The sequence below is a fragment of the Acidovorax sp. NB1 genome, from assembly GCF_005405905.1.
GTDB lineage: Bacteria > Pseudomonadota > Gammaproteobacteria > Burkholderiales > Burkholderiaceae_C > Acidovorax.
Genome location: NZ_BJHU01000013.1, coordinates 335302 through 352084 on the forward strand (window position 1 = coordinate 335302; position 16783 = coordinate 352084).

Below are 16783 nucleotides of genomic sequence, written 5' to 3' on the forward strand. Positions count from 1 at the left end.
GCGTTGGGAGCCTGGGTTTTTGATGCACATCAACCTTGCATTTCAACCCCCTTGAAGACGCGATACCGCAGGCCTATCTTGGAGCCAGGGCCCGCCCTCCTGCGCAGGCTCAGTTGTCCGTTTCAACCCCTTTTCAGGAGCAAAACCATGAACTCTCTCGTGACCCGTGGCAGTCTGTTTGACGACTTCTTCAAGGACATTGCCCCCGGCTTTTACGTGCGCCCGCTGCATGGCGACAACCTGCCTTCGCCCAGCCAGATCAAGGTGGACGTGAAGGAGACCGAAGGCGGCTATACGGTGCAGGCCGAAGTGCCCGGTGTGGCCAAGGAGGACATCCATGTTTCGCTCGAAGGCAATGTGGTGAGCCTTCGCGCCGAGGTGCGCCAGCACGACGAAAAGCGCGAAGGCGAAAAGCTGCTGCGCAGCGAGCGCTATTTCGGTGCCGTGGCCCGCAGCTTCCAGCTGCCCGCCGATGTGGATGCCGCACAGGCCAAGGCCAAGTACGACAACGGTGTGCTCACGCTGAACCTGCCCAAGAAGGTGAACAAGGCCGCACAGCGGCTGAACATCGAGTGATGGGCCGTTTCCCGCTCTGACCCCGGCTTTGCTCGCGTGTCAGGGCGTGGTCCGCGTCCCCACGGCCCGCTGCAGCATCGCAGGGCCGGTGAGCACGGCGCGCACAAAATCGGTCTGGCGCCCCACACCTGCCTTGGTGGCGATGGTGCGGAACTGGCTGCGCACGGTGTGGATGGACACCGACTGTTGGTCGGCATATTCCTGCAGCGACAAGCCATTGACCAGCGCCTGGGCCAGGCGGGCTTCGGCGGGCGTGAGGCCGTACAGGCTGCGCAGCACCCCTTCGAGCGACTGCAGTGCGCTGGCCGGGTTGCTGATGAAGACGGCCCCACAGGCATGGGCGCCAAAGGGCTCGGACCAATGCGGCAGCGGTGCCACCATCACATGCAGCTCGTTGCCTGTGAGGCCGCGCAGCCGCAGGCCGGTGCCCGCGTGCATGGGGGCGCCGGTCGGTGTGGAGACCACCGCCCGCATGGCGGCCTGCAGGCGCTGGTCGTCTGCGTGCTGCGTGGCGTGCAGGCCCTCGCGTTCGTTGATGCCCAGCAGCCCGCTGGACTGGGCCAGCGTGTGCGCGCGGCCGTTGGCGTGCAGCAGGCAGGCGCCTTCGCCCAGCAGCACCACGCCCATGGGCAGGCTTTCCATCACCGAGAGCGATGCATGCGCCAGGGCCTCGGCGCGGTGCAGGCGGCGGTGTAGCGCAAAGGCGGTTTGCAGGTGCGGCACCAGCGACTGCAGCCGCAGCTCTTCATCGGCCGTGTAGGGGCCGCAGCGCTTGCTGCGCACGGCCGTGACGTTGAAGGAGCGGTGCCTGCGTTTTTCGACCACCGCCGCCAGTGTGTAGAACAGGTCGAGCGGGCGCAGCCAATCGCAATGCCATTCGGTGCGTGGCAGATGTTCGTCGGGATAGAACTTGGACCCGTTGACGATGCAGCCCTCGTGGTGCATGCGCTCGTCCTGCGTCCAGACATTGGTGCGGCAGTAGTGGGCCGCAAAGCTGGCCATGGACTCTTCATCCACCCCATGGTGGGCGGCGAGCGAGGTCATCCCACCCGTCACCTCCACCGATCCGTCAGAGAAATCCTGCCCAAAGATCATCGTGGTCTGCGACGAGAACTCGGCCGCAAAGCGCGCCAAAAATTCCTGCCACCGGCTCGCGTCCAGCGCGGCGTCGTAGACGCTCCTGATCAGGCCTGGCATTCCGATGTCGTTGTGGGCGTAGGTCGGCAGCGTGGTCATGGGTCCTCGTTCCGGGGGGCGATCGGGCCGTGCAGTCTGCCAAATCATACGTTTGGGGGATGCCGAGGACAACACGAATGGATACAAAGGCGCATGTGCCGGGCGCCTGCGGCGATGCGCGTGGGCTGGAATGCAAGGCACAGCGTTCCTGGTGGGGCTGCCGCATCCGGGGTGCGCGGGGCAACCCGTGTACCCCGGATGTTGTGCTGCTGCAGGCCTTGCGCGCGGTTTCAGTGGGGGGCGATGCCGTCTGCAGTGAGGCGCAGCACCCGGTCCGCCCGCGCCGCCGCTGCATCCGAATGCGTGACCAGCACCAGCGATGCGCCATGCTCGCGCGTCTGCGCCAGCAGCAGGTCCATCACGCGGGTGGCGGTGGTGGGGTCGAGGTTGCCGGTGGGCTCGTCGGCCAGCAGCAGGGCGGGGCGGTGCACCAGGGCGCGGGCGATGGCCACGCGCTGCAGTTGGCCGCCGCTGAGCTGCTGCGGCAGGCGGGCGCCCAGGCCTTCAAGCCCTACGGCATCGAGCATGTGCTGCACGCGTTCGGGCTCGGTCCCGGTCTTGCCCAGCAGCATCAGCGGCAGGGCCACGTTCTGCGCCACGTCCAGGTGCGGCAGCACGTGGAAGGCCTGGAACACAAAGCCCACATGGGCGCGCCGCCACAGCGCGCGCTGGGTGTCGTCCAGCTGGCCCAGGTCGGTGTTGCCGTGGGTGATGCTGCCGGTGTCCCAGCTATCGAGGCCCGCCAGGCAGTTGAGCAGGGTGGACTTGCCCACGCCCGAGTCACCCACGATGGCCACAAACTCGCCGGGCGCCACGCTGAAGTGCACGTTGGCAAACACCGGCGTGCCGCCATAGTGTTTGCCCAGGCCGTCCACGCGCAGCAGGGTCATGATGGGGCGCGCTGCGCCAGCCGCTGCAGCACGGCCTGCACCAGCTGGGCCACGGCGTGGGGGTGGTCGCAGGCGATGGCGTGGCGTGTGGGCATGCTGCGCAGCCAGGTGATCTGGCGCTTGGCCAGCTGGCGCGTGGCGGCAATGCCGCGCTCGCGCAGCAGGCCCATGTTGATGGGGCGGCCGGGCGCCTGCGCGGCCAGAAAGTCCAGCTCGTCCCACACCTGGCGGTAGCCCACGCAGCGCATGGAGGGCAGGTCCGGGTGCAGGTCGCCGCGCGCGTGCAGGGCCTTCACCTCGTCGATGAAGCCACCGGCCAGCATGGTGTCAAAACGCTGGGCAATGCGCCCGTGCAGCCAGGCCCGGTCGTCAGGTTCCAAGGAAAAAAGGGCGCTTGCGCCCGCTGGTAAAGCGCTGTTAGCTCCTTTTTTTGTAGTGTGAAAGCTCGACAGCGGCTGGCCGGACACCTGCCACACCTCCAGCGCGCGCTGGATGCGCTGGCTGTCGCCGGGCGCCAGGCGGGCGGCCGTCACCGGGTCCACCCGCGCCAGCTCGGCGTGCAGGGCGGGCCAGCCCTGCTCGGCGGCCTGGGCCTCGATCTTTGCGCGCACCTCGGGGTCGGCGGCGGGCATGTCGTCAATGCCGTCGAACAGTGCCTTGAAGTACAGCATGGTGCCGCCCACCAGCAGTGGCAGGGCGCCACGGGCGCGGATCTCGGCCATCAACTGGGTGGCGTCCTGCACAAACTCGGCGGCACTGTAGGCCTGCAACGGGTCGCGGATATCGATGAGGTGGTGCGGCACGGCAGCGCGCTCCTCCGGCGTGGGCTTGGCGGTGCCAATGTCCATGCCCCGGTACACCAGGGCCGAATCCACGCTGATGATCTCGACGGGCTGGCCCTGCTTGCCCAGCACGGCGGCCAGGGCCAGGGCCCCGGCGGTTTTGCCCGATGCGGTGGGGCCTGCCAGGGCGATGGCCGGGAGGTGGTCTGGCAGGCTATCTTGGGTCTCAGGCACGGTCACGGGCGGCTCCAAACTTCTGCACCAGCGTCCACGAGATGATGGCCAGCACCACCGACCAGAACCAGATGCCGTTGACCAGCGGCCACACCGTGCCGTCCAGCCGCAGGCCCAGCCAGCCGCCAATCGCAAAGGCCGCCAGCATCATCATGAAACCGTTCAGGGCCGACGCCACGCCCGCTGCCTGCGGAAACGGCCCCACAGCCCCGCTTTGCCCGCAGGGCTGGTGGATGCCATGGCCCAGCATGAACAGGTAGAACGGCAGCAGCAAGGCCCAGGGGTGGTGCCAGCCCATCCAGGCCACCAGCGCCATCAGCGTGCCACCGGCCACGCTCAGGCCCCCGGCAATGGCCACCGTGCGCTGCAGCCCGTGGCGGGCCAGCAGGCGGCGGCACAGGAAGGTGCCGCCCAGGTAGGCCGCGCAGGCCGAGGCCATGGTCCAGCCGTACTGCGTGCGGGTGAGGCCCAGCACGTCGATATACACAAACGACGACGCCGCCAGAAAGGTGAACAGCCCGCCATAGGTGGCCGTGGTCTGCAGCGAGAACGCCCAGAAGGTGGGGCTCTTCAGCACATGCAGCCAGGTGCCGACCAGCGCACGCGGCTGCAGGGCCAGCGGGTTGCGCTGCGCCAGCGTCTCTGGCATGCGCAGGGCCACCAGGGCCAGGGTGACGATCGCATACACCGTCAAGGCAGACAGCGCAGCGCGCCAGCCCAGCCACTCGCTCAGCAGCCCGCCCAGCGGCGCGCAGATGCAGGCCACGATGCCCAGGCCGGTGAGCGCCTTGGACATGGCGCGCGCGCCTTCGAGCGGCGTGTACAGGTCGCGCACGATGGCGCGTGCGCACATCACCACCGCGCCCATGGCCGCGCCCTGGGCAATGCGCCACACGATGAGCAGCGCCATGCTGGGCGCCAGCGCGCTGCCCACCGAGGCCACGGTGTAGATGGCCAGGCCTGCCAGCAGCACGGGGCGGCGGCCAAAGCGGTCGGACAGCGGGCCCCACACCATTTGTGAGCAGCCAAACGCCAGCAGCAGGCCGCTCAGGGTGAGCTGCGCCGCCGACAGCGGCGCGCCCAGGCTGCGGGTGAGGGCAGGCAGGGCAGGCAGGTAGAGGTCAGTGGTGACGGGCTGGATGGACAGCAGCAGGGCCAGCACCAGGATGGCCAGGCCGGGATGGATCGAGACAGGGGCGTGCGCCGCAGGCACAGCGGTGGCGGAGGGGGCAGACATATCTGTCTGAGGGTACCAGAAGGGGCGCCCGCGCCCGGCGGGCCGGGGCTGGTGAGAGGCTGTGAGAAATGGTGTGTGATGTGCGTCGCGCGGGCGACAGTAGGCGGGGCAGGTGGCGCAGCACCATGGTGGTGCGGCTGGCCGGGCCCAGGCTGCCGCACAACAACACACAACACAACAAACCAGGAGACAACTTCCCATGCACAAGATCACAACCCCCCGGGAGCCCCAGGGCTGGCGCCCTGCCGTGGCCACCAAGCTGCGCAACTCGCTGGCGCTGGCTGCCCTGGGCACGGCCCTGGCCGCCCAGGCCCAGGCACCGGCCTTGCCCGCACCCGAGAGCGTGACACTCGACAAGCTGGGCTACATGACCACCTTCCCGCCCGAGGGCGCGCAGCGGGTGGACCTGAGCAATTCCTTCAAATACCCCCAGATGCGCTGGGCGCTGCAGCACCTGCGCGAGCTGCAGCCCACGCACAACATCCGCCGGGGCGGGGCGGCTGCATCGGCCTTGCCTGCAGACCCCAAACCCCTGGGCGGCGTGGTGTTTGACGACGACAAGGGCCAGTCCATCACGGTGGACCAGTGGCTCACCCGCACCTACACCGATGCGCTGGTGGTGATGCACAAAGGCCGCGTGGTGTACGAGCGCTACGACAACCAGATGAAGCCGCATACGCCGCACCTGCTGTTCTCGGTCACCAAGTCGTTCACCGGGCTCATGGCTGCGCAACTGGCGCACGAGGGCAAGATCGACCCCAACGCGCTGGTCACCAAATATGTGCCCGAGCTGGCCGACTCGGCCTGGGGCGACATGAAGGTGCGCGAGGTGATGGACATGACAGGCGCCGTGCGCTTCCGCGAGGTCTACACCGACCCCACCACCGAGATCTTTGGCTACAGCTGGTCCAGCGGCATGCTGCCGCGCCCGCCTGGCTACCAGGGGCCGACCAATGTGTATGACTTCCTCAGGACGCTCAAGAAGGAAGGCGAACACGGCGCGGGTTTTGTGTACCGCACCGTGCATTCCGAAGTGCTGGGCTGGATCGTCTCGCGCGCCACCGGCAAGCACTGGGCCGAGCTGATGAGCGACAACATCTGGCAGAAGCTGGGCATGGAGGAGGACGCCCACGTGATGGTGGACAGCGTGGGCACGCCGCTGCAGGGCGCGGGGCTCAATGCCACGGCGCGTGACCTGGCGCGGTTTGGCGAAATGCTGCGCCTGGGCGGCAGCTACAACGGCCAGAAGGTGTTTGACAAGGCCGTGATCGACGACACCGCCAAGGGCGGCGACCGCGAGAAGTTCAAGATGGGTGGCATGGCGTTTCGCCCCGGCTACAGCTACCGCAACCAGTGGTGGGTGCTGCACAACGCCGATGGCGCCTACGAAGCCGCAGGCATCCACGGTCAGTTCATCCACGTGAACCCGGCTGCCGAGATGGTGGTGATCAAGCTCTCGTCGCACCCTGTGGCGGGCGCGGCCTTCACCCACCCGCTCACGCTCAAGGCATGGGCGGCACTGGCGCAGGCGGTGCGGCGCTGAGGTGGCAGCGCCTGGGCTTCGGCCTTGGCGCTTACTTCAGCTTGAAGAGGGTCACCATGGCCTCGCGGTAGAGGCCCTGGCCCACGGCGTTGGTGTTGTGGTGCGAGCCACCCTCCACCAGCACAAACCGCTTGGGCTCTGCCGCCGCCTCGTACAGCTTGCGGCCCAGGCTGGGCAGGATGAGGCTGTCTTCGCTGCCATGCACCACCAGCAGGGGCGAGCCGATCTCAGCCACCTTGCGCACCGATTCAAACCGCTGGGTGATCAGGCCCGACACCGGCAGCCAGCCCCACTTGAAGGTACTGACCACCTCGGGGATGCTGGTGAAGGTGCCTTCGACGATGGTGCCCTGCTCGTCCTGCACCTGGCGCGCCAGGTCGATGGCAATGGCGCCGCCGAGCGAGTGGCCAAAGATGTAGCGGGGCTTGTCTGGTTTTTGCTGCGCCAGCCAGGCCCAGGCGGCGCGCGCATCTTCGGCGGCGGTGGCTTCAGACGGCAGGCCCGCGCTGCTGCGGCCAAACCCCCGGTAGTCGATGGCCAGCACCGAAAAACCTAGCTCCTGCATGCGCCGGATGCGGTTGGACGAGCCCGCCACGTTCCAGCGCGCGCCATGCAGGTAGAGCAGCACGGGCGCATCCTTGCGCTCGTGGGGCAGCCACAGGCCATGCAGGCGCTCGGCCTTGCCGCTGGTGTCGGACTGGAAGTCGATCCACACATCCTCCATGCCATCGGTAGAGGGCGCGCCGCCCCAGCTGCGGTCGCTGGGCTGGAAGATCCATTCGCGCTGCTTGGCGTCGAGGGTGGCGCAGCCCGCCAGGACGGCAACGGCCAGCGCCAGGGAGATCAGGACAGGGGTGCGTTTCATGAGGAGGACAGATCGGCGCCATGCCGGAAAGTTCTGTCCTTCCTCCATGCACGCTCTGTGCCCATTGTGCGAAGAACGCCGCCCAATAGTGGTTTATCCCCTGTCTTTTCCCCTCATTTGCGGGGTATTTGCAGGCGTTGGCTCAGACCACGCCCTGCGCCAGCATCGCGTCGGCCACCTTCACAAAGCCCGCGATGTTGGCGCCGTCCACGTAGCTCACGCGGCCATCGGCGTGCTTGCCATAGCGCAGGCAGGCGGCGTGAATGCCTTGCATGATCTGCAGCAAGCGCGCATCGACCTCCTCGCGCGGCCAGGCCAGGCGGGCGGCGTTCTGGCTCATCTCCAGGCCTGAAGTGGCCACGCCCCCTGCATTGCTGGCCTTGCCGGGCGCATACAGCACACCAGCGGCTTCAAAGGCCTTGGCGGCCTCGATGGTCGAGGGCATGTTGGCCCCCTCGGCCACGCAGACCACGCCGTTCTTGATCAGGGTGGCGGCGTCGCGCGCGTCCAGCTCGTTCTGGGTGGCACAGGGTAGGGCCACGTCCACCGGCACATGCCAGGGGCGCACGCCGGCCTCGAACTTCACACCGGTGCGCTCGGCGTAGTCGCTCACGCGGCCGTAGTGGTGGTTCTTCACATCCATGAGGATGGCGAGCTTTTCGGGGGTGAAGCCGTCCTCGTCCACGATGGTGCCGCTCGAATCCGACACGGTGACCACCTTGGCGCCCAGCTGCAGGGCCTTTTCCACCGCGTACTGCGCCACGTTGCCCGAGCCCGATACCGACACGCGCAGGCCGTCCAGCGAGCGGCCGTTGGCCCGCAGCATCTCTTGCGCAAAGTAGACCGTGCCGTAGCCCGTAGCCTCGGGGCGGATCAGCGAGCCGCCGAACGACAGGCCCTTGCCGGTGAACACGCAGTCCGCCCGGTTGCTGAGCTTCTTCATCATGCCGGCCATGTAGCCCACCTCGCGGCCGCCCACGCCGATGTCGCCTGCGGGCACATCGGTGTCTGCGCCCACATGGCGGAACAGCTCGGACACAAAGGCCTGGCAAAAGCGCATCACTTCACCAGGGCTGCGGCCCTTGGGGTCGAAGTCGCTGCCGCCCTTGCCGCCGCCCATGGGCAGCGTGGTCAGCGCATTCTTGAAGGTCTGCTCGAACGCCAGAAACTTGAGCACCGACAGGTTCACCGAGGGGTGGAAGCGGATGCCGCCCTTGAACGGGCCGATCGCCATGCTGTGCTGGATGCGGTAGCCCCGGTTGACCTGCACCGTGCCGTGGTCGTCCACCCACGATACGCGAAACATCACGATGCGCTCGGGCTCCACCAGCCGCTCCAGCAGCCCATGTTCGGCATAGCGGGGGTGCTCGGCAATGAACGGCCACAGGCTCTCCATGACTTCGGTGACGGCCTGCAGGAATTCGGGCTGGCCCGGATTGCGGAGGGCGACATGGGAAAGGAAGCTGCCTGCGGACGCGTGTTTCATGTTTCAAAAGACTTTCAGAAGATCAAGGGCGTGTGCAGGCCATGGCGCGCTGCAACATCGAATTATGTTCAAAAGTTATACGTTTATGCACATGTCTGCGCACAACGGTGGGGAATGTGGCAGGTGACTTGCCACATGTTGGTGCATCTGGTGGGCGGTACAAAGCCGTCACCGGTTGGCAAAAAGGGCGTCACGGCCTTGTCACAAGGCGGGCCCACAGTTCGGCGGTTCTAAACACAACGAGGAGAAGAGCATGCACATTTCTGGTGCGAAGTGGGGAGTTCTGGCCGTGGCGGCCATGCTGGCAGCCTGCGGCGGCAGCGACGACAGCCCCTATCCCACATTGAACGGCGATAAGCCCCTGGTCATCGGCCACCGTGGTGCCAGCGGCTATCTGCCCGAGCACACCCTGGAGAGCTACAGGCGCGCCGTCGAACTGGGCGCCGACTTCATCGAGCCCGACCTGGTGGCCACCAAGGACGGCGTGCTGATCGCCCGCCATGAGCCCAACATCACTGGCACCACCGATGTGTCCACCCGCGCTGAATTCGCCAGCCGCAAGACCAAGAAGATGGTGGACGGCGTGGAAGAAGAAGGCTGGTTCGCCTCGGACTTCACCCTGGCCGAAATCAAGACCCTGCGCGCCATCCAGCCCATGGCCGAGCGCGACCAGTCGCACAACGGCAAGTACCAGATCCCCACGCTGCAGGAAGTGCTGGACCTGGCCAAGAGCGAAGGCACCAAGGCCGGCCGCACCGTGGGCGTGTACCCTGAAACCAAGCACCCCACCTACCACGTCAACCTGGGCCTGAAGCTGGAAGACCGCCTGCTGGACGTGCTGGCCCAGTACGGCTACACCAGCAAGACCTCGCCCGTCATCGTGCAGTCGTTCGAGGTGTCCAACCTCAAATACCTGCGCACCAAGACGCAGATCCGCCTGGTGCAGCTGGTGGACGCCAACGACGTGAACGCCGACGGCAGCATGGACCTCACGGCCCCCTACGACAAGCCCTACGACTTTGCCGTGGCCGGTGACAAGCGCACCTTTGCCAGCCTGCTCACCCCCGCAGGCCTGAAGGAAGTCAAGACCTACGCCGACGGCATCGGCCCCTGGAAGCCGTACCTCATCCCCTCCAAGCAGGTGGACGCCAACAAGGACGGCAAGCCCGACGACCTCAACGGCGACGGCAAGATCGACGACCGCGACCGCGTGATGATGCCCGCCACCGACGTGGTGAAAAACGCCCACGCCGAGGGCCTGATGGTGCACCCCTACACCTTCCGCAACGAAGCCCGGCGCCTGGCCTCGGACTTCAAGGGCGACCCCAAGGCTGAATACAAGCTGTTCTACAACCTGGGTGTGGATGGTTTGTTCAGCGACTTCCCGGACACGGCCAAGGCGGCACGGGATAACTGACTCTGTCCCGCTTTGGGGGACGAACGGCAGCGAAAGCGATTTAACAAAGCCCGCCTCGGCGGGCTTTGTTATTTGCGGGAAATGCGTTGTACTCTTCCGGCTTGAGCACAATTTGTTGCCAAACGTTTAATTCGACGGCTACATATCCGTCGTTGCGGTAACCCGCCGCGCTTGGTGCAGGCCCCTCACTTTTGTTACATCCCATGCAAAGACTCAGTTGTTACACCGCCTGTGCATTTGGGCCTTCTCAGCGGCTCGCAGAAAGCTTGCACGGGGCGCACGCCCCGGGTTTTTGGTGGTTGTTGCGGCTGATGTCTACCGCATTGCTCATGCTCCTGCTGTCGCGACATGCCATAGCGCAGGGCACCGTTGATGCAGGATTTGACCCTCAAGCCGATAACGCAGTCGCCCAGGTTGTCATCCAAGCCGATGGAAAGGCCATCATCGTGGGTACCTTCTCCGTCGTCGCGGGGCAACCGCGCAACTCCATTGCCAGGATCAATACCGATGGTTCTCTGGACATGGGTTTCAACCCCAATGCCAATGGCACGATCAGCAGTGTTGCCATTGCGGGCAGCACTATTTACGTAGGCGGGGCTTTCACCAACATTGGTGGACAAACTCGCAACCGCATAGCGGCGCTGGATGCCGCAACAGGTTTGGCGACCAGTTGGAACCCCAACGCAAACAGCGTGGTGAACACCATTGCGGTGGCGGGCGGTACGGTGTATGCGGGCGGTGCTTTCACCAGCATCGGTGGCCAAGCCCGCAATCGCATAGCAGCGCTGGATGCCGCGACAGGTTTGTCCAGCGCGTGGAACCCCAATGCCAACAACTTGGTGAGCAGCATTGCGGTTGTGGGCAGCACGGTTTATGTGGGTGGAACTTTCACCAGCATTGGTGGGCAATCCCGCAATCGCATAGCAGCGCTGGATGCCGCGACAGGTTTGTCCAGCGCGTGGGACCCCAATGCCAGCAGTTCGGTGAGCAGCATTGCGGTTGCCGGTAGTACGGTATACGTGGGTGGAGCTTTCGCCAGCATTGGGGGGCAATCCCGCAATCGCATAGCGGCGCTGGATGCCGCGACGGGTTTGGCCAGCGCGTGGGATCCCAATGCCAGCAGTTCGGTGAGCAGCATTGCGGTTGCCGGTAGCACGGTATACGTGGGTGGAGCTTTCACCAGCATTGGGGGGCAATCCCGCAATCGCATTGCGGCGCTGGATGTCGCGACGGGTGCGGCTACCAGTTGGGACCCCGATGCCGACGGTGCCGTGTCCAGCATTGCGGTGGACGGCAGCAGGGTGTACGTGGGCGGAGCCTTCACGACCATTGGCGGGCAAGCGCGAAGCCGCATTGCACGGTTTGCTCCCGCAGTGGTGCCGTCGAGCACCGCGGCATCTATCCCCACGCTCAGCGAATGGTGCCTTGTCGTGCTGGCGGGGTTGTTGGCTGCTTTTGCAGCAGTGGTGACTCGGAAGACCAGAAGGGCTTAGCGAATTTGGACTGGCTTCGCTAGCGGATGCTGCATTGGGGCAGGGGGGTTATCGCCCCCGTAAGAAGAGTGCATCCAGTTCCTTCATCGACAACTGCCGCCACGTCGGCCGCCCGTGGTTGCACTGGTCCGACCGGTCGGTGGTTTCCATCTGCCGCAGCAGAGCGTTCATCTCATCGATGGTCAGCTTGCGGTTGGCGCGTACGGCGCCGTGGCAGGCCATGGTGCCCAGGATTTCATTGCGGGCGCGTTGCACCACGGTGGTGGCGTCGTGCTGGGCCAGTTCGGCCAGCACGCTTCGGGCCAGTTCGACCGGGTCGCCTTGCGCCAGCGTGGTGGGTACGGCGCGCACGGCCAGGGTTTTGGGGGAGAAGGGCACGACCTCTAGGCCCAGCATGGCCAGCACTTCGGTGGACTCTTCGGCGGTGGCGACTTCTTGCGGGGTGGCGGCGAAGGTGGCGGGGATCAGCAGGGGCTGGCTGGCAATGCGGGCGCCGCTGTCCACTTGGGCCTTGAGGCGTTCGTACACGATGCGTTCGTGGGCGGCGTGCATGTCCACGATGACCATGCCCTGGGCGTTTTCGGCCAGGATGTAGACGCCGTGCAGCTGTGCCACGGCGCGGCCCAGGGGCCAGGCCGAGGGGGCGTCGCGCCCGGTGGGCCAGGCCGTGGTGTCGGCAGTGCCCGGGGCGTTGGCTGTAGCAGCTTCGGCGGGTTGTTCTGCTGTGGTGGCGGTTGCCTGTGGCTGGCCGGTGGGCGGCACCGGGTAGGTGGCAGGTGGGGCCGTGGGCTGGGTGGAAGGCGCCCAGAGGCCGCCAATGGCGGCGGGCGGGGCTTGTGGGGCATCGCCGCTGCGCGGCGCCCACAGCGCCTGCAGGTCTTGCACGCGGTGGCCACGTTCTTCAAATTTGATAGCTGCTTGGGCTTGCCAGACAGGCGGTAGGGGCTGTTTTTTCTCTGAATCTGTCGCTGCGGTGGGCGTGTTGCCAGCCGCGTTGGCGGCCGCCAGCGCAGCGGCGCGGGGGGCGGCCAGTGCGTTTTCCACCGCGTGGCGCACGGCCTGGTGCACCTCGCGGCTGTCCCGGAAGCGCACCTCGATCTTGGTGGGGTGCACGTTCACGTCCACACGCGCCGGGTCGATCTCCACATACAGCGCATAGATAGGCTGCTTGTGACCGTGCAGCACGTCCTCGTAGGCGCTACGGGCGGCGTGGGTCAGCACCTTGTCGCGTACAAAGCGGCCGTTGACGTAGCAGTACTGGTGGTCGGGGCGCGAGCGGGCGGCGTCGGGCAGGCCCGCGCGGCCGGTGACGGTGACGGGGCCCACGCGGTGCTGCACGGCGACGGATTGGGTCACGAAGTCTTCGCCCAGCACGTCCGACAGGCGGCGGGCCAGGGCGTCTTGTGCATCCCCTTGCCCGGGGACGAAGGTGGCGCGCCACTGCTCCACCAGCTTGCCTTCGTGCCAGATGGCAAAACCCACGTCGGGCCGCGCCAGTGCATGGCGGCGCACGGATTCAATGCAGTGCGCCAGCTCGGTGGCATCGGTTTTCAAAAACTTGCGGCGCGCGGGAGTGGAGAAGAACAGTTCCTTCACCTCCACCGTGGTGCCGGTGCTGCGCGCAGCGGGGCGCAGCTCGCCGCTGCGGGCGTCCAGCAAGAAGGCGCTGGCCTGGTGTGCGGGGCGCGAGAGCAGCGACATCTCTGACACCGAGGCAATGGCCGCCAGCGCCTCGCCCCGAAAGCCCATGGTGGCCACGGTTTCCAGGTCGTCCAGGTTGGTGATCTTGCTGGTGGCGTGGCGGCGCAGTGCCACGGGGAGCTCTTCTTGCGGAATGCCGCCGCCGTCGTCTTCCACCGTGATCAGGCGCACGCCCCCGGCCGACAGGCGCAGGGTGATTTGCGTGGCGCCAGCATCCAGCGCGTTGTCCACCAGCTCGCGCACCACCGAGGCGGGGCGCTCCACCACCTCACCGGCGGCAATCTGGCTGATCAGCTCGTCGGGCAGGTCGCGGATGGGGCGGCGGTGGGCGGCTGGTGCGGGCTGTGCCGCTGCGAGGGGGGATGGTGCGTCGTTCACCCGGGGCATTTTAGGGTGGAGGGGTATCGGTGCGTGCGCAACGGGCCGATGGGGATAATGCCCGCTGTTTTTTTACTGCCCAGTGGTATCCCCACCGGCCTCCCCATGGAACTGGTCACCTTCCTCATCGACTTCATCCTGCATGTCGATAAGTACCTTGAAATGTTTGTGCAAACCTACGGCGCGTGGGTGTATGCGCTTTTGTTCCTGATCGTGTTTGTGGAGACGGGCCTGGTGGTGATGCCGTTTCTGCCCGGCGACTCGCTGCTGTTCATCGTGGGCGCGTTGTGCGGCGCGGGCATGATGAGTTTTCCGCTGGCCTGCGTGGTCCTGGTGGTGGCGGCCATCCTCGGGGATCAGTGCAACTATTCGATCGGCCGCTTTTTTGGCCCGAAGGTGTTCCAGTGGGAGGACTCGCGCTGGTTCAACCGCCGTGCGTTCGACCAGGCACACAACTTCTATGAAAAGTACGGCGGCATCACCATCGTGCTCGCGCGTTTCATGCCGTTCATCCGCACCTTTGCGCCCTTTGTGGCGGGTGTGGCCGAGATGAATCGCGCCAAGTTCACCGCCTACAACGTGGGTGGCGCGCTGGTGTGGGTGCTGGGCATTTGCACGGCCGGGTTCTTCTTTGGCAACCTGCCGTTTGTGCGGGAGCACCTGGACAAGATCATCTGGGCGCTGATTTTTGTGCCGGGCCTGATCGCCATCTTTGGCGCATGGCGGGCGGGGCGCCAGGCCAAGACGGCCTGATAGGTTTTTTTGCTACAAAAAATAGAGCTGCTTGCGCATGCTGAATGCGCGCAAGCAGCCTTTTTTATGCCTATTTTGGGTTGAGTCCGGGTCAGCGGCGGCGGTAGCGGCGCTGGTCCCGGTCTTCGCCGATCTCGTGGCCGATGAGCGCACCGGCCGCTGCGCCGCCGATGGTGCCCACCGGGCCGCCAAAAATCGCGTTGCCGGCCACGCCGCCAACGACAGCGCCCACACCAGTGCCCACCTGGGCGCGTGACGGGTTGGATGCACAACCCCCCAGCGCGAGGGCGGCGGTGCAGGTGCTTGCAAGAAGGATGTGGCGGAGTTTCATGGCGTAGTCCTTGTCGGTCTTGAAAGAAGGGGGCGGGCGGCTTGCCCGCCGGGGCTGGCCCGTCATGCCGGGCCTGTGCCTCGACTATGAGTGTTGGAGTGGGCGGTGGGTGTAGGTCACCCGGGGCGCCTCATGTAGGACAGATGGCTTTTCCCCCAGGGGCTGAGGGCGCTTTTCTAAGGGTTTACGTGGCTCCGGCGGCTGTTGCCAACCGCGTGGCGCAGGCAGATCATTTCCTGTGCACACATTCTTACAAGGAGGCACCCCATGGACCCACAAGCACAGCAGGCGAGCCGGGGAGGGCTGGGCACCCAGCTCACGGTGGCGCAGCAGATCGGGCTGATCGTGGGGGTGGCCATTCTGGCGCTGGTGGTGGTGCTGGGGCTGAGCCTGGTGCGGGTGCAGCACCTGGGCGCCACGGTGGACCGGCTGGCCAACGAACAGGTCGAACGGCTGCAGCTGGCACTGCGCTGGCGCAGCAACATTGCCGTCAACTCCACGCGCGTGTTCTCCATCGTCCAGTCCGAAGGCGACGATTTGCAGAACTACTTCAAGGACATGGTGGCGGCCACCACGGCGGACACCAGCAAGGTGCAAAAACGCTACACCGAGCTGGAGAACAGCCCGGAGGGCCTGCGCATCCAGGAGGAGCTGGGGGCGGTGCGCAAGCCCTACCTGGAGGTGCGCGACAAGGCGTTGGCACTGAAAAAGGCAGGCGACATGGCGCAGGCCAAGAGCTTTGCGCTGGGCAGCTTTGCCCCGGTGGTGGACCAGTACAACGCGGTGGCCGACAAGATGGTGGCCTACCAGGTGCGGCGCTCGGCCGAGCAGGCAGGCGAGGCGGCGGGGCTGATCCAGTCCTACCGCACCACGGTGCTGGTGGCGGGGGGTGCGGGCCTGGCGCTGCTGGTGCTGCTGTCGTGGGTGGTGGTGCAGCGCATCCGCCGGTCGCTGGCCGAAGTGGCCCAGGTGGCGCAGCGCATTGGCGAGGGCGACCTGTCGCAACCCATCCACGCGCAGGGGCGTGGCGAGGTGACGCAGATGATGCGCGCCATGGAAGGCATGCAGACCTCGCTGGTGCGCATCGTGGGTGATGTGCGCCAGAGCAGCGACAGCATTGCCACCGGCTCCAGCGAGATCGCCACGGGCAATGCCGACCTGAGCCAGCGCACGGAGGAGCAGGCCAGCAACCTGCAGCAGACGGCGGCGTCGATGGAGCAGATCACCAGCACCGTCAAGAACAACTCCGACACGGCCCAGCGCGCGGCGGTGCTGGCGGGCTCGGCATCGGCGGCAGCAGTGAAGGGCGGCGAGGTGGTGGGCCAGGTGGTGGCCACCATGCAAGACATTGCGGCAGCCTCCAAAAAGATCACCGACATCATTGCGGTGATTGACGGCATTGCGTTTCAGACCAACATCCTCGCGCTGAACGCGGCGGTGGAAGCCGCCCGTGCAGGCGAGCAGGGCCGGGGTTTTGCGGTGGTGGCCAGCGAGGTGCGCAGCCTGGCGCAGCGCAGCGCAGAGGCTGCCAAGGAGATCAAGACGCTGATCGGCGCGAGCGTGGAGAAGGTGGACAACGGTGCCCAGCTGGTAAGCAATGCGGGCCAGAGCATGGAAGACATCGTCACCCAGGTCAAACGCGTGAGCGACCTGATCGGCGAGATCTCCAGCGCCACGGGCGAGCAGACCATCGGCATCAGCCAGGTGGGCGAGGCCGTGACACAGCTCGATCAGGTCACCCAGCAGAACGCTGCGTTGGTGGAGGAGAGCGCGGCGGCGGCCGACAGCCTCAAGCACCAGGCGGCCAAGCTGGCCCAGATCGTGAGCGTGTTTCGCCTGGGGCAGTGAACGGGCTGCGCCC

14 protein-coding genes are annotated in these 16783 nt (G+C 66.2%); 6 read left to right on the forward strand and 8 right to left on the reverse strand.

The features are described 5' to 3' along the window. The first annotated feature begins 147 nt into the window (after positions 1-147). Positions 148-576, forward strand: a complete 429-nt coding sequence (locus AvAM_RS06305; protein ID WP_137746285.1) for an Hsp20/alpha crystallin family protein — start codon at positions 148-150, stop codon at positions 574-576. 39 nt (positions 577-615) lie between these two features. On the opposite strand, the gene AvAM_RS06310 is transcribed toward AvAM_RS06305, so the two are convergent. From AvAM_RS06310 to AvAM_RS06325, 4 genes are all read right to left on the reverse strand, one after another. Continuing rightward, the gene (locus tag AvAM_RS06310; RefSeq protein WP_137746286.1) at positions 616-1812 is read right to left on the reverse strand and encodes a helix-turn-helix transcriptional regulator; all 1197 of its coding nucleotides are present in this window, start codon (positions 1810-1812) and stop codon (positions 616-618) included. A gap of 230 nt (positions 1813-2042) precedes the next feature. Further along, on the reverse strand, positions 2043-2702 hold the full coding sequence (locus AvAM_RS06315) for an ABC transporter ATP-binding protein (RefSeq protein WP_137746287.1): 660 nt from the start codon (positions 2700-2702) through the stop codon (positions 2043-2045). Next, the gene (gene miaA / locus AvAM_RS06320) at positions 2699-3697 is read right to left on the reverse strand and encodes a tRNA (adenosine(37)-N6)-dimethylallyltransferase MiaA (RefSeq protein ID WP_137746356.1); all 999 of its coding nucleotides are present in this window, start codon (positions 3695-3697) and stop codon (positions 2699-2701) included. Before miaA ends, AvAM_RS06315 begins: the two co-directional genes overlap by 4 nt. A gap of 13 nt (positions 3698-3710) precedes the next feature. Then, positions 3711-4955: a multidrug effflux MFS transporter gene (locus tag AvAM_RS06325; RefSeq protein ID WP_137746288.1), complete on the reverse strand. Its 1245-nt coding sequence runs from the start codon at positions 4953-4955 to the stop codon at positions 3711-3713. Between the two features lie 199 nt (positions 4956-5154). Here AvAM_RS06325 and AvAM_RS06330 point away from each other — a divergent pair, with 199 nt between their 5' ends. Further along, the gene (locus AvAM_RS06330; protein WP_137746289.1) at positions 5155-6498 is read left to right on the forward strand and encodes a serine hydrolase; all 1344 of its coding nucleotides are present in this window, start codon (positions 5155-5157) and stop codon (positions 6496-6498) included. 31 nt (positions 6499-6529) lie between these two features. Here AvAM_RS06330 and AvAM_RS06335 read toward each other — a convergent pair whose 3' ends face one another. Both AvAM_RS06335 and gdhA read right to left on the reverse strand, forming a co-directional pair. Next, positions 6530-7363 carry an alpha/beta hydrolase gene (locus AvAM_RS06335; RefSeq protein WP_137746290.1) on the reverse strand — a complete coding sequence of 278 codons (834 nt, stop codon included), beginning with the start codon at positions 7361-7363 and terminating at the stop codon, positions 6530-6532. Positions 7364-7505: 142 nt separating this feature from the next. Next, the gene (gdhA, locus tag AvAM_RS06340; RefSeq protein WP_137746291.1) at positions 7506-8849 is read right to left on the reverse strand and encodes an NADP-specific glutamate dehydrogenase; all 1344 of its coding nucleotides are present in this window, start codon (positions 8847-8849) and stop codon (positions 7506-7508) included. 253 nt (positions 8850-9102) lie between these two features. On the opposite strand from gdhA, the gene AvAM_RS06345 reads away from it, so the two are divergent. Continuing rightward, positions 9103-10266, forward strand: coding sequence for a glycerophosphodiester phosphodiesterase (locus tag AvAM_RS06345; RefSeq protein ID WP_137746292.1), 1164 nt, complete (start codon positions 9103-9105; stop codon positions 10264-10266). 329 nt (positions 10267-10595) lie between these two features. Beyond that, positions 10596-11759, forward strand: a complete 1164-nt coding sequence (locus AvAM_RS06350) for an IPTL-CTERM sorting domain-containing protein (RefSeq protein WP_171012148.1) — start codon at positions 10596-10598, stop codon at positions 11757-11759. A gap of 48 nt (positions 11760-11807) precedes the next feature. On the opposite strand, the gene mutL is transcribed toward AvAM_RS06350, so the two are convergent. Then, positions 11808-13838: a DNA mismatch repair endonuclease MutL gene (gene mutL / locus AvAM_RS06355; RefSeq protein ID WP_249367971.1), complete on the reverse strand. Its 2031-nt coding sequence runs from the start codon at positions 13836-13838 to the stop codon at positions 11808-11810. Positions 13839-13943: 105 nt separating this feature from the next. On the opposite strand from mutL, the gene AvAM_RS06360 reads away from it, so the two are divergent. Beyond that, the gene (locus AvAM_RS06360; protein ID WP_137746295.1) at positions 13944-14591 is read left to right on the forward strand and encodes a DedA family protein; all 648 of its coding nucleotides are present in this window, start codon (positions 13944-13946) and stop codon (positions 14589-14591) included. 91 nt (positions 14592-14682) lie between these two features. Here AvAM_RS06360 and AvAM_RS06365 read toward each other — a convergent pair whose 3' ends face one another. Continuing rightward, a complete protein-coding gene (locus AvAM_RS06365; RefSeq protein WP_082836513.1) occupies positions 14683-14922 on the reverse strand; it encodes a glycine zipper 2TM domain-containing protein in 240 nt (79 codons plus the stop codon). A gap of 267 nt (positions 14923-15189) precedes the next feature. Here AvAM_RS06365 and AvAM_RS06370 point away from each other — a divergent pair, with 267 nt between their 5' ends. Next, positions 15190-16770 carry a methyl-accepting chemotaxis protein gene (locus AvAM_RS06370; RefSeq protein ID WP_137746296.1) on the forward strand — a complete coding sequence of 527 codons (1581 nt, stop codon included), beginning with the start codon at positions 15190-15192 and terminating at the stop codon, positions 16768-16770. Positions 16771-16783: the final 13 nt, after the last annotated feature.

Excerpts from the sequence above, each read along its gene's own strand:
- AvAM_RS06305 (WP_137746285.1), top strand. The coding sequence starts at position 148 with ATGAACTCTCTCGTGACCCGTGGCAGTCTGTTTGACGACTTCTTCAAG.
- AvAM_RS06310 (WP_137746286.1), bottom strand. The coding sequence starts at position 1,812 with ATGACCACGCTGCCGACCTACGCCCACAACGACATCGGAATGCCAGGC.
- AvAM_RS06315 (WP_137746287.1), bottom strand. The coding sequence starts at position 2,702 with ATGACCCTGCTGCGCGTGGACGGCCTGGGCAAACACTATGGCGGCACG.
- AvAM_RS06325 (WP_137746288.1), bottom strand. The coding sequence starts at position 4,955 with ATGTCTGCCCCCTCCGCCACCGCTGTGCCTGCGGCGCACGCCCCTGTC.
- AvAM_RS06330 (WP_137746289.1), top strand. The coding sequence starts at position 5,155 with ATGCACAAGATCACAACCCCCCGGGAGCCCCAGGGCTGGCGCCCTGCC.
- AvAM_RS06335 (WP_137746290.1), bottom strand. The coding sequence starts at position 7,363 with ATGAAACGCACCCCTGTCCTGATCTCCCTGGCGCTGGCCGTTGCCGTC.
- gdhA (WP_137746291.1), bottom strand. The coding sequence starts at position 8,849 with ATGAAACACGCGTCCGCAGGCAGCTTCCTTTCCCATGTCGCCCTCCGC.
- AvAM_RS06345 (WP_137746292.1), top strand. The coding sequence starts at position 9,103 with ATGCACATTTCTGGTGCGAAGTGGGGAGTTCTGGCCGTGGCGGCCATG.
- AvAM_RS06350 (WP_171012148.1), top strand. The coding sequence starts at position 10,596 with ATGCTCCTGCTGTCGCGACATGCCATAGCGCAGGGCACCGTTGATGCA.
- AvAM_RS06360 (WP_137746295.1), top strand. The coding sequence starts at position 13,944 with ATGGAACTGGTCACCTTCCTCATCGACTTCATCCTGCATGTCGATAAG.
- AvAM_RS06365 (WP_082836513.1), bottom strand. The coding sequence starts at position 14,922 with ATGAAACTCCGCCACATCCTTCTTGCAAGCACCTGCACCGCCGCCCTC.
- AvAM_RS06370 (WP_137746296.1), top strand. The coding sequence starts at position 15,190 with ATGGACCCACAAGCACAGCAGGCGAGCCGGGGAGGGCTGGGCACCCAG.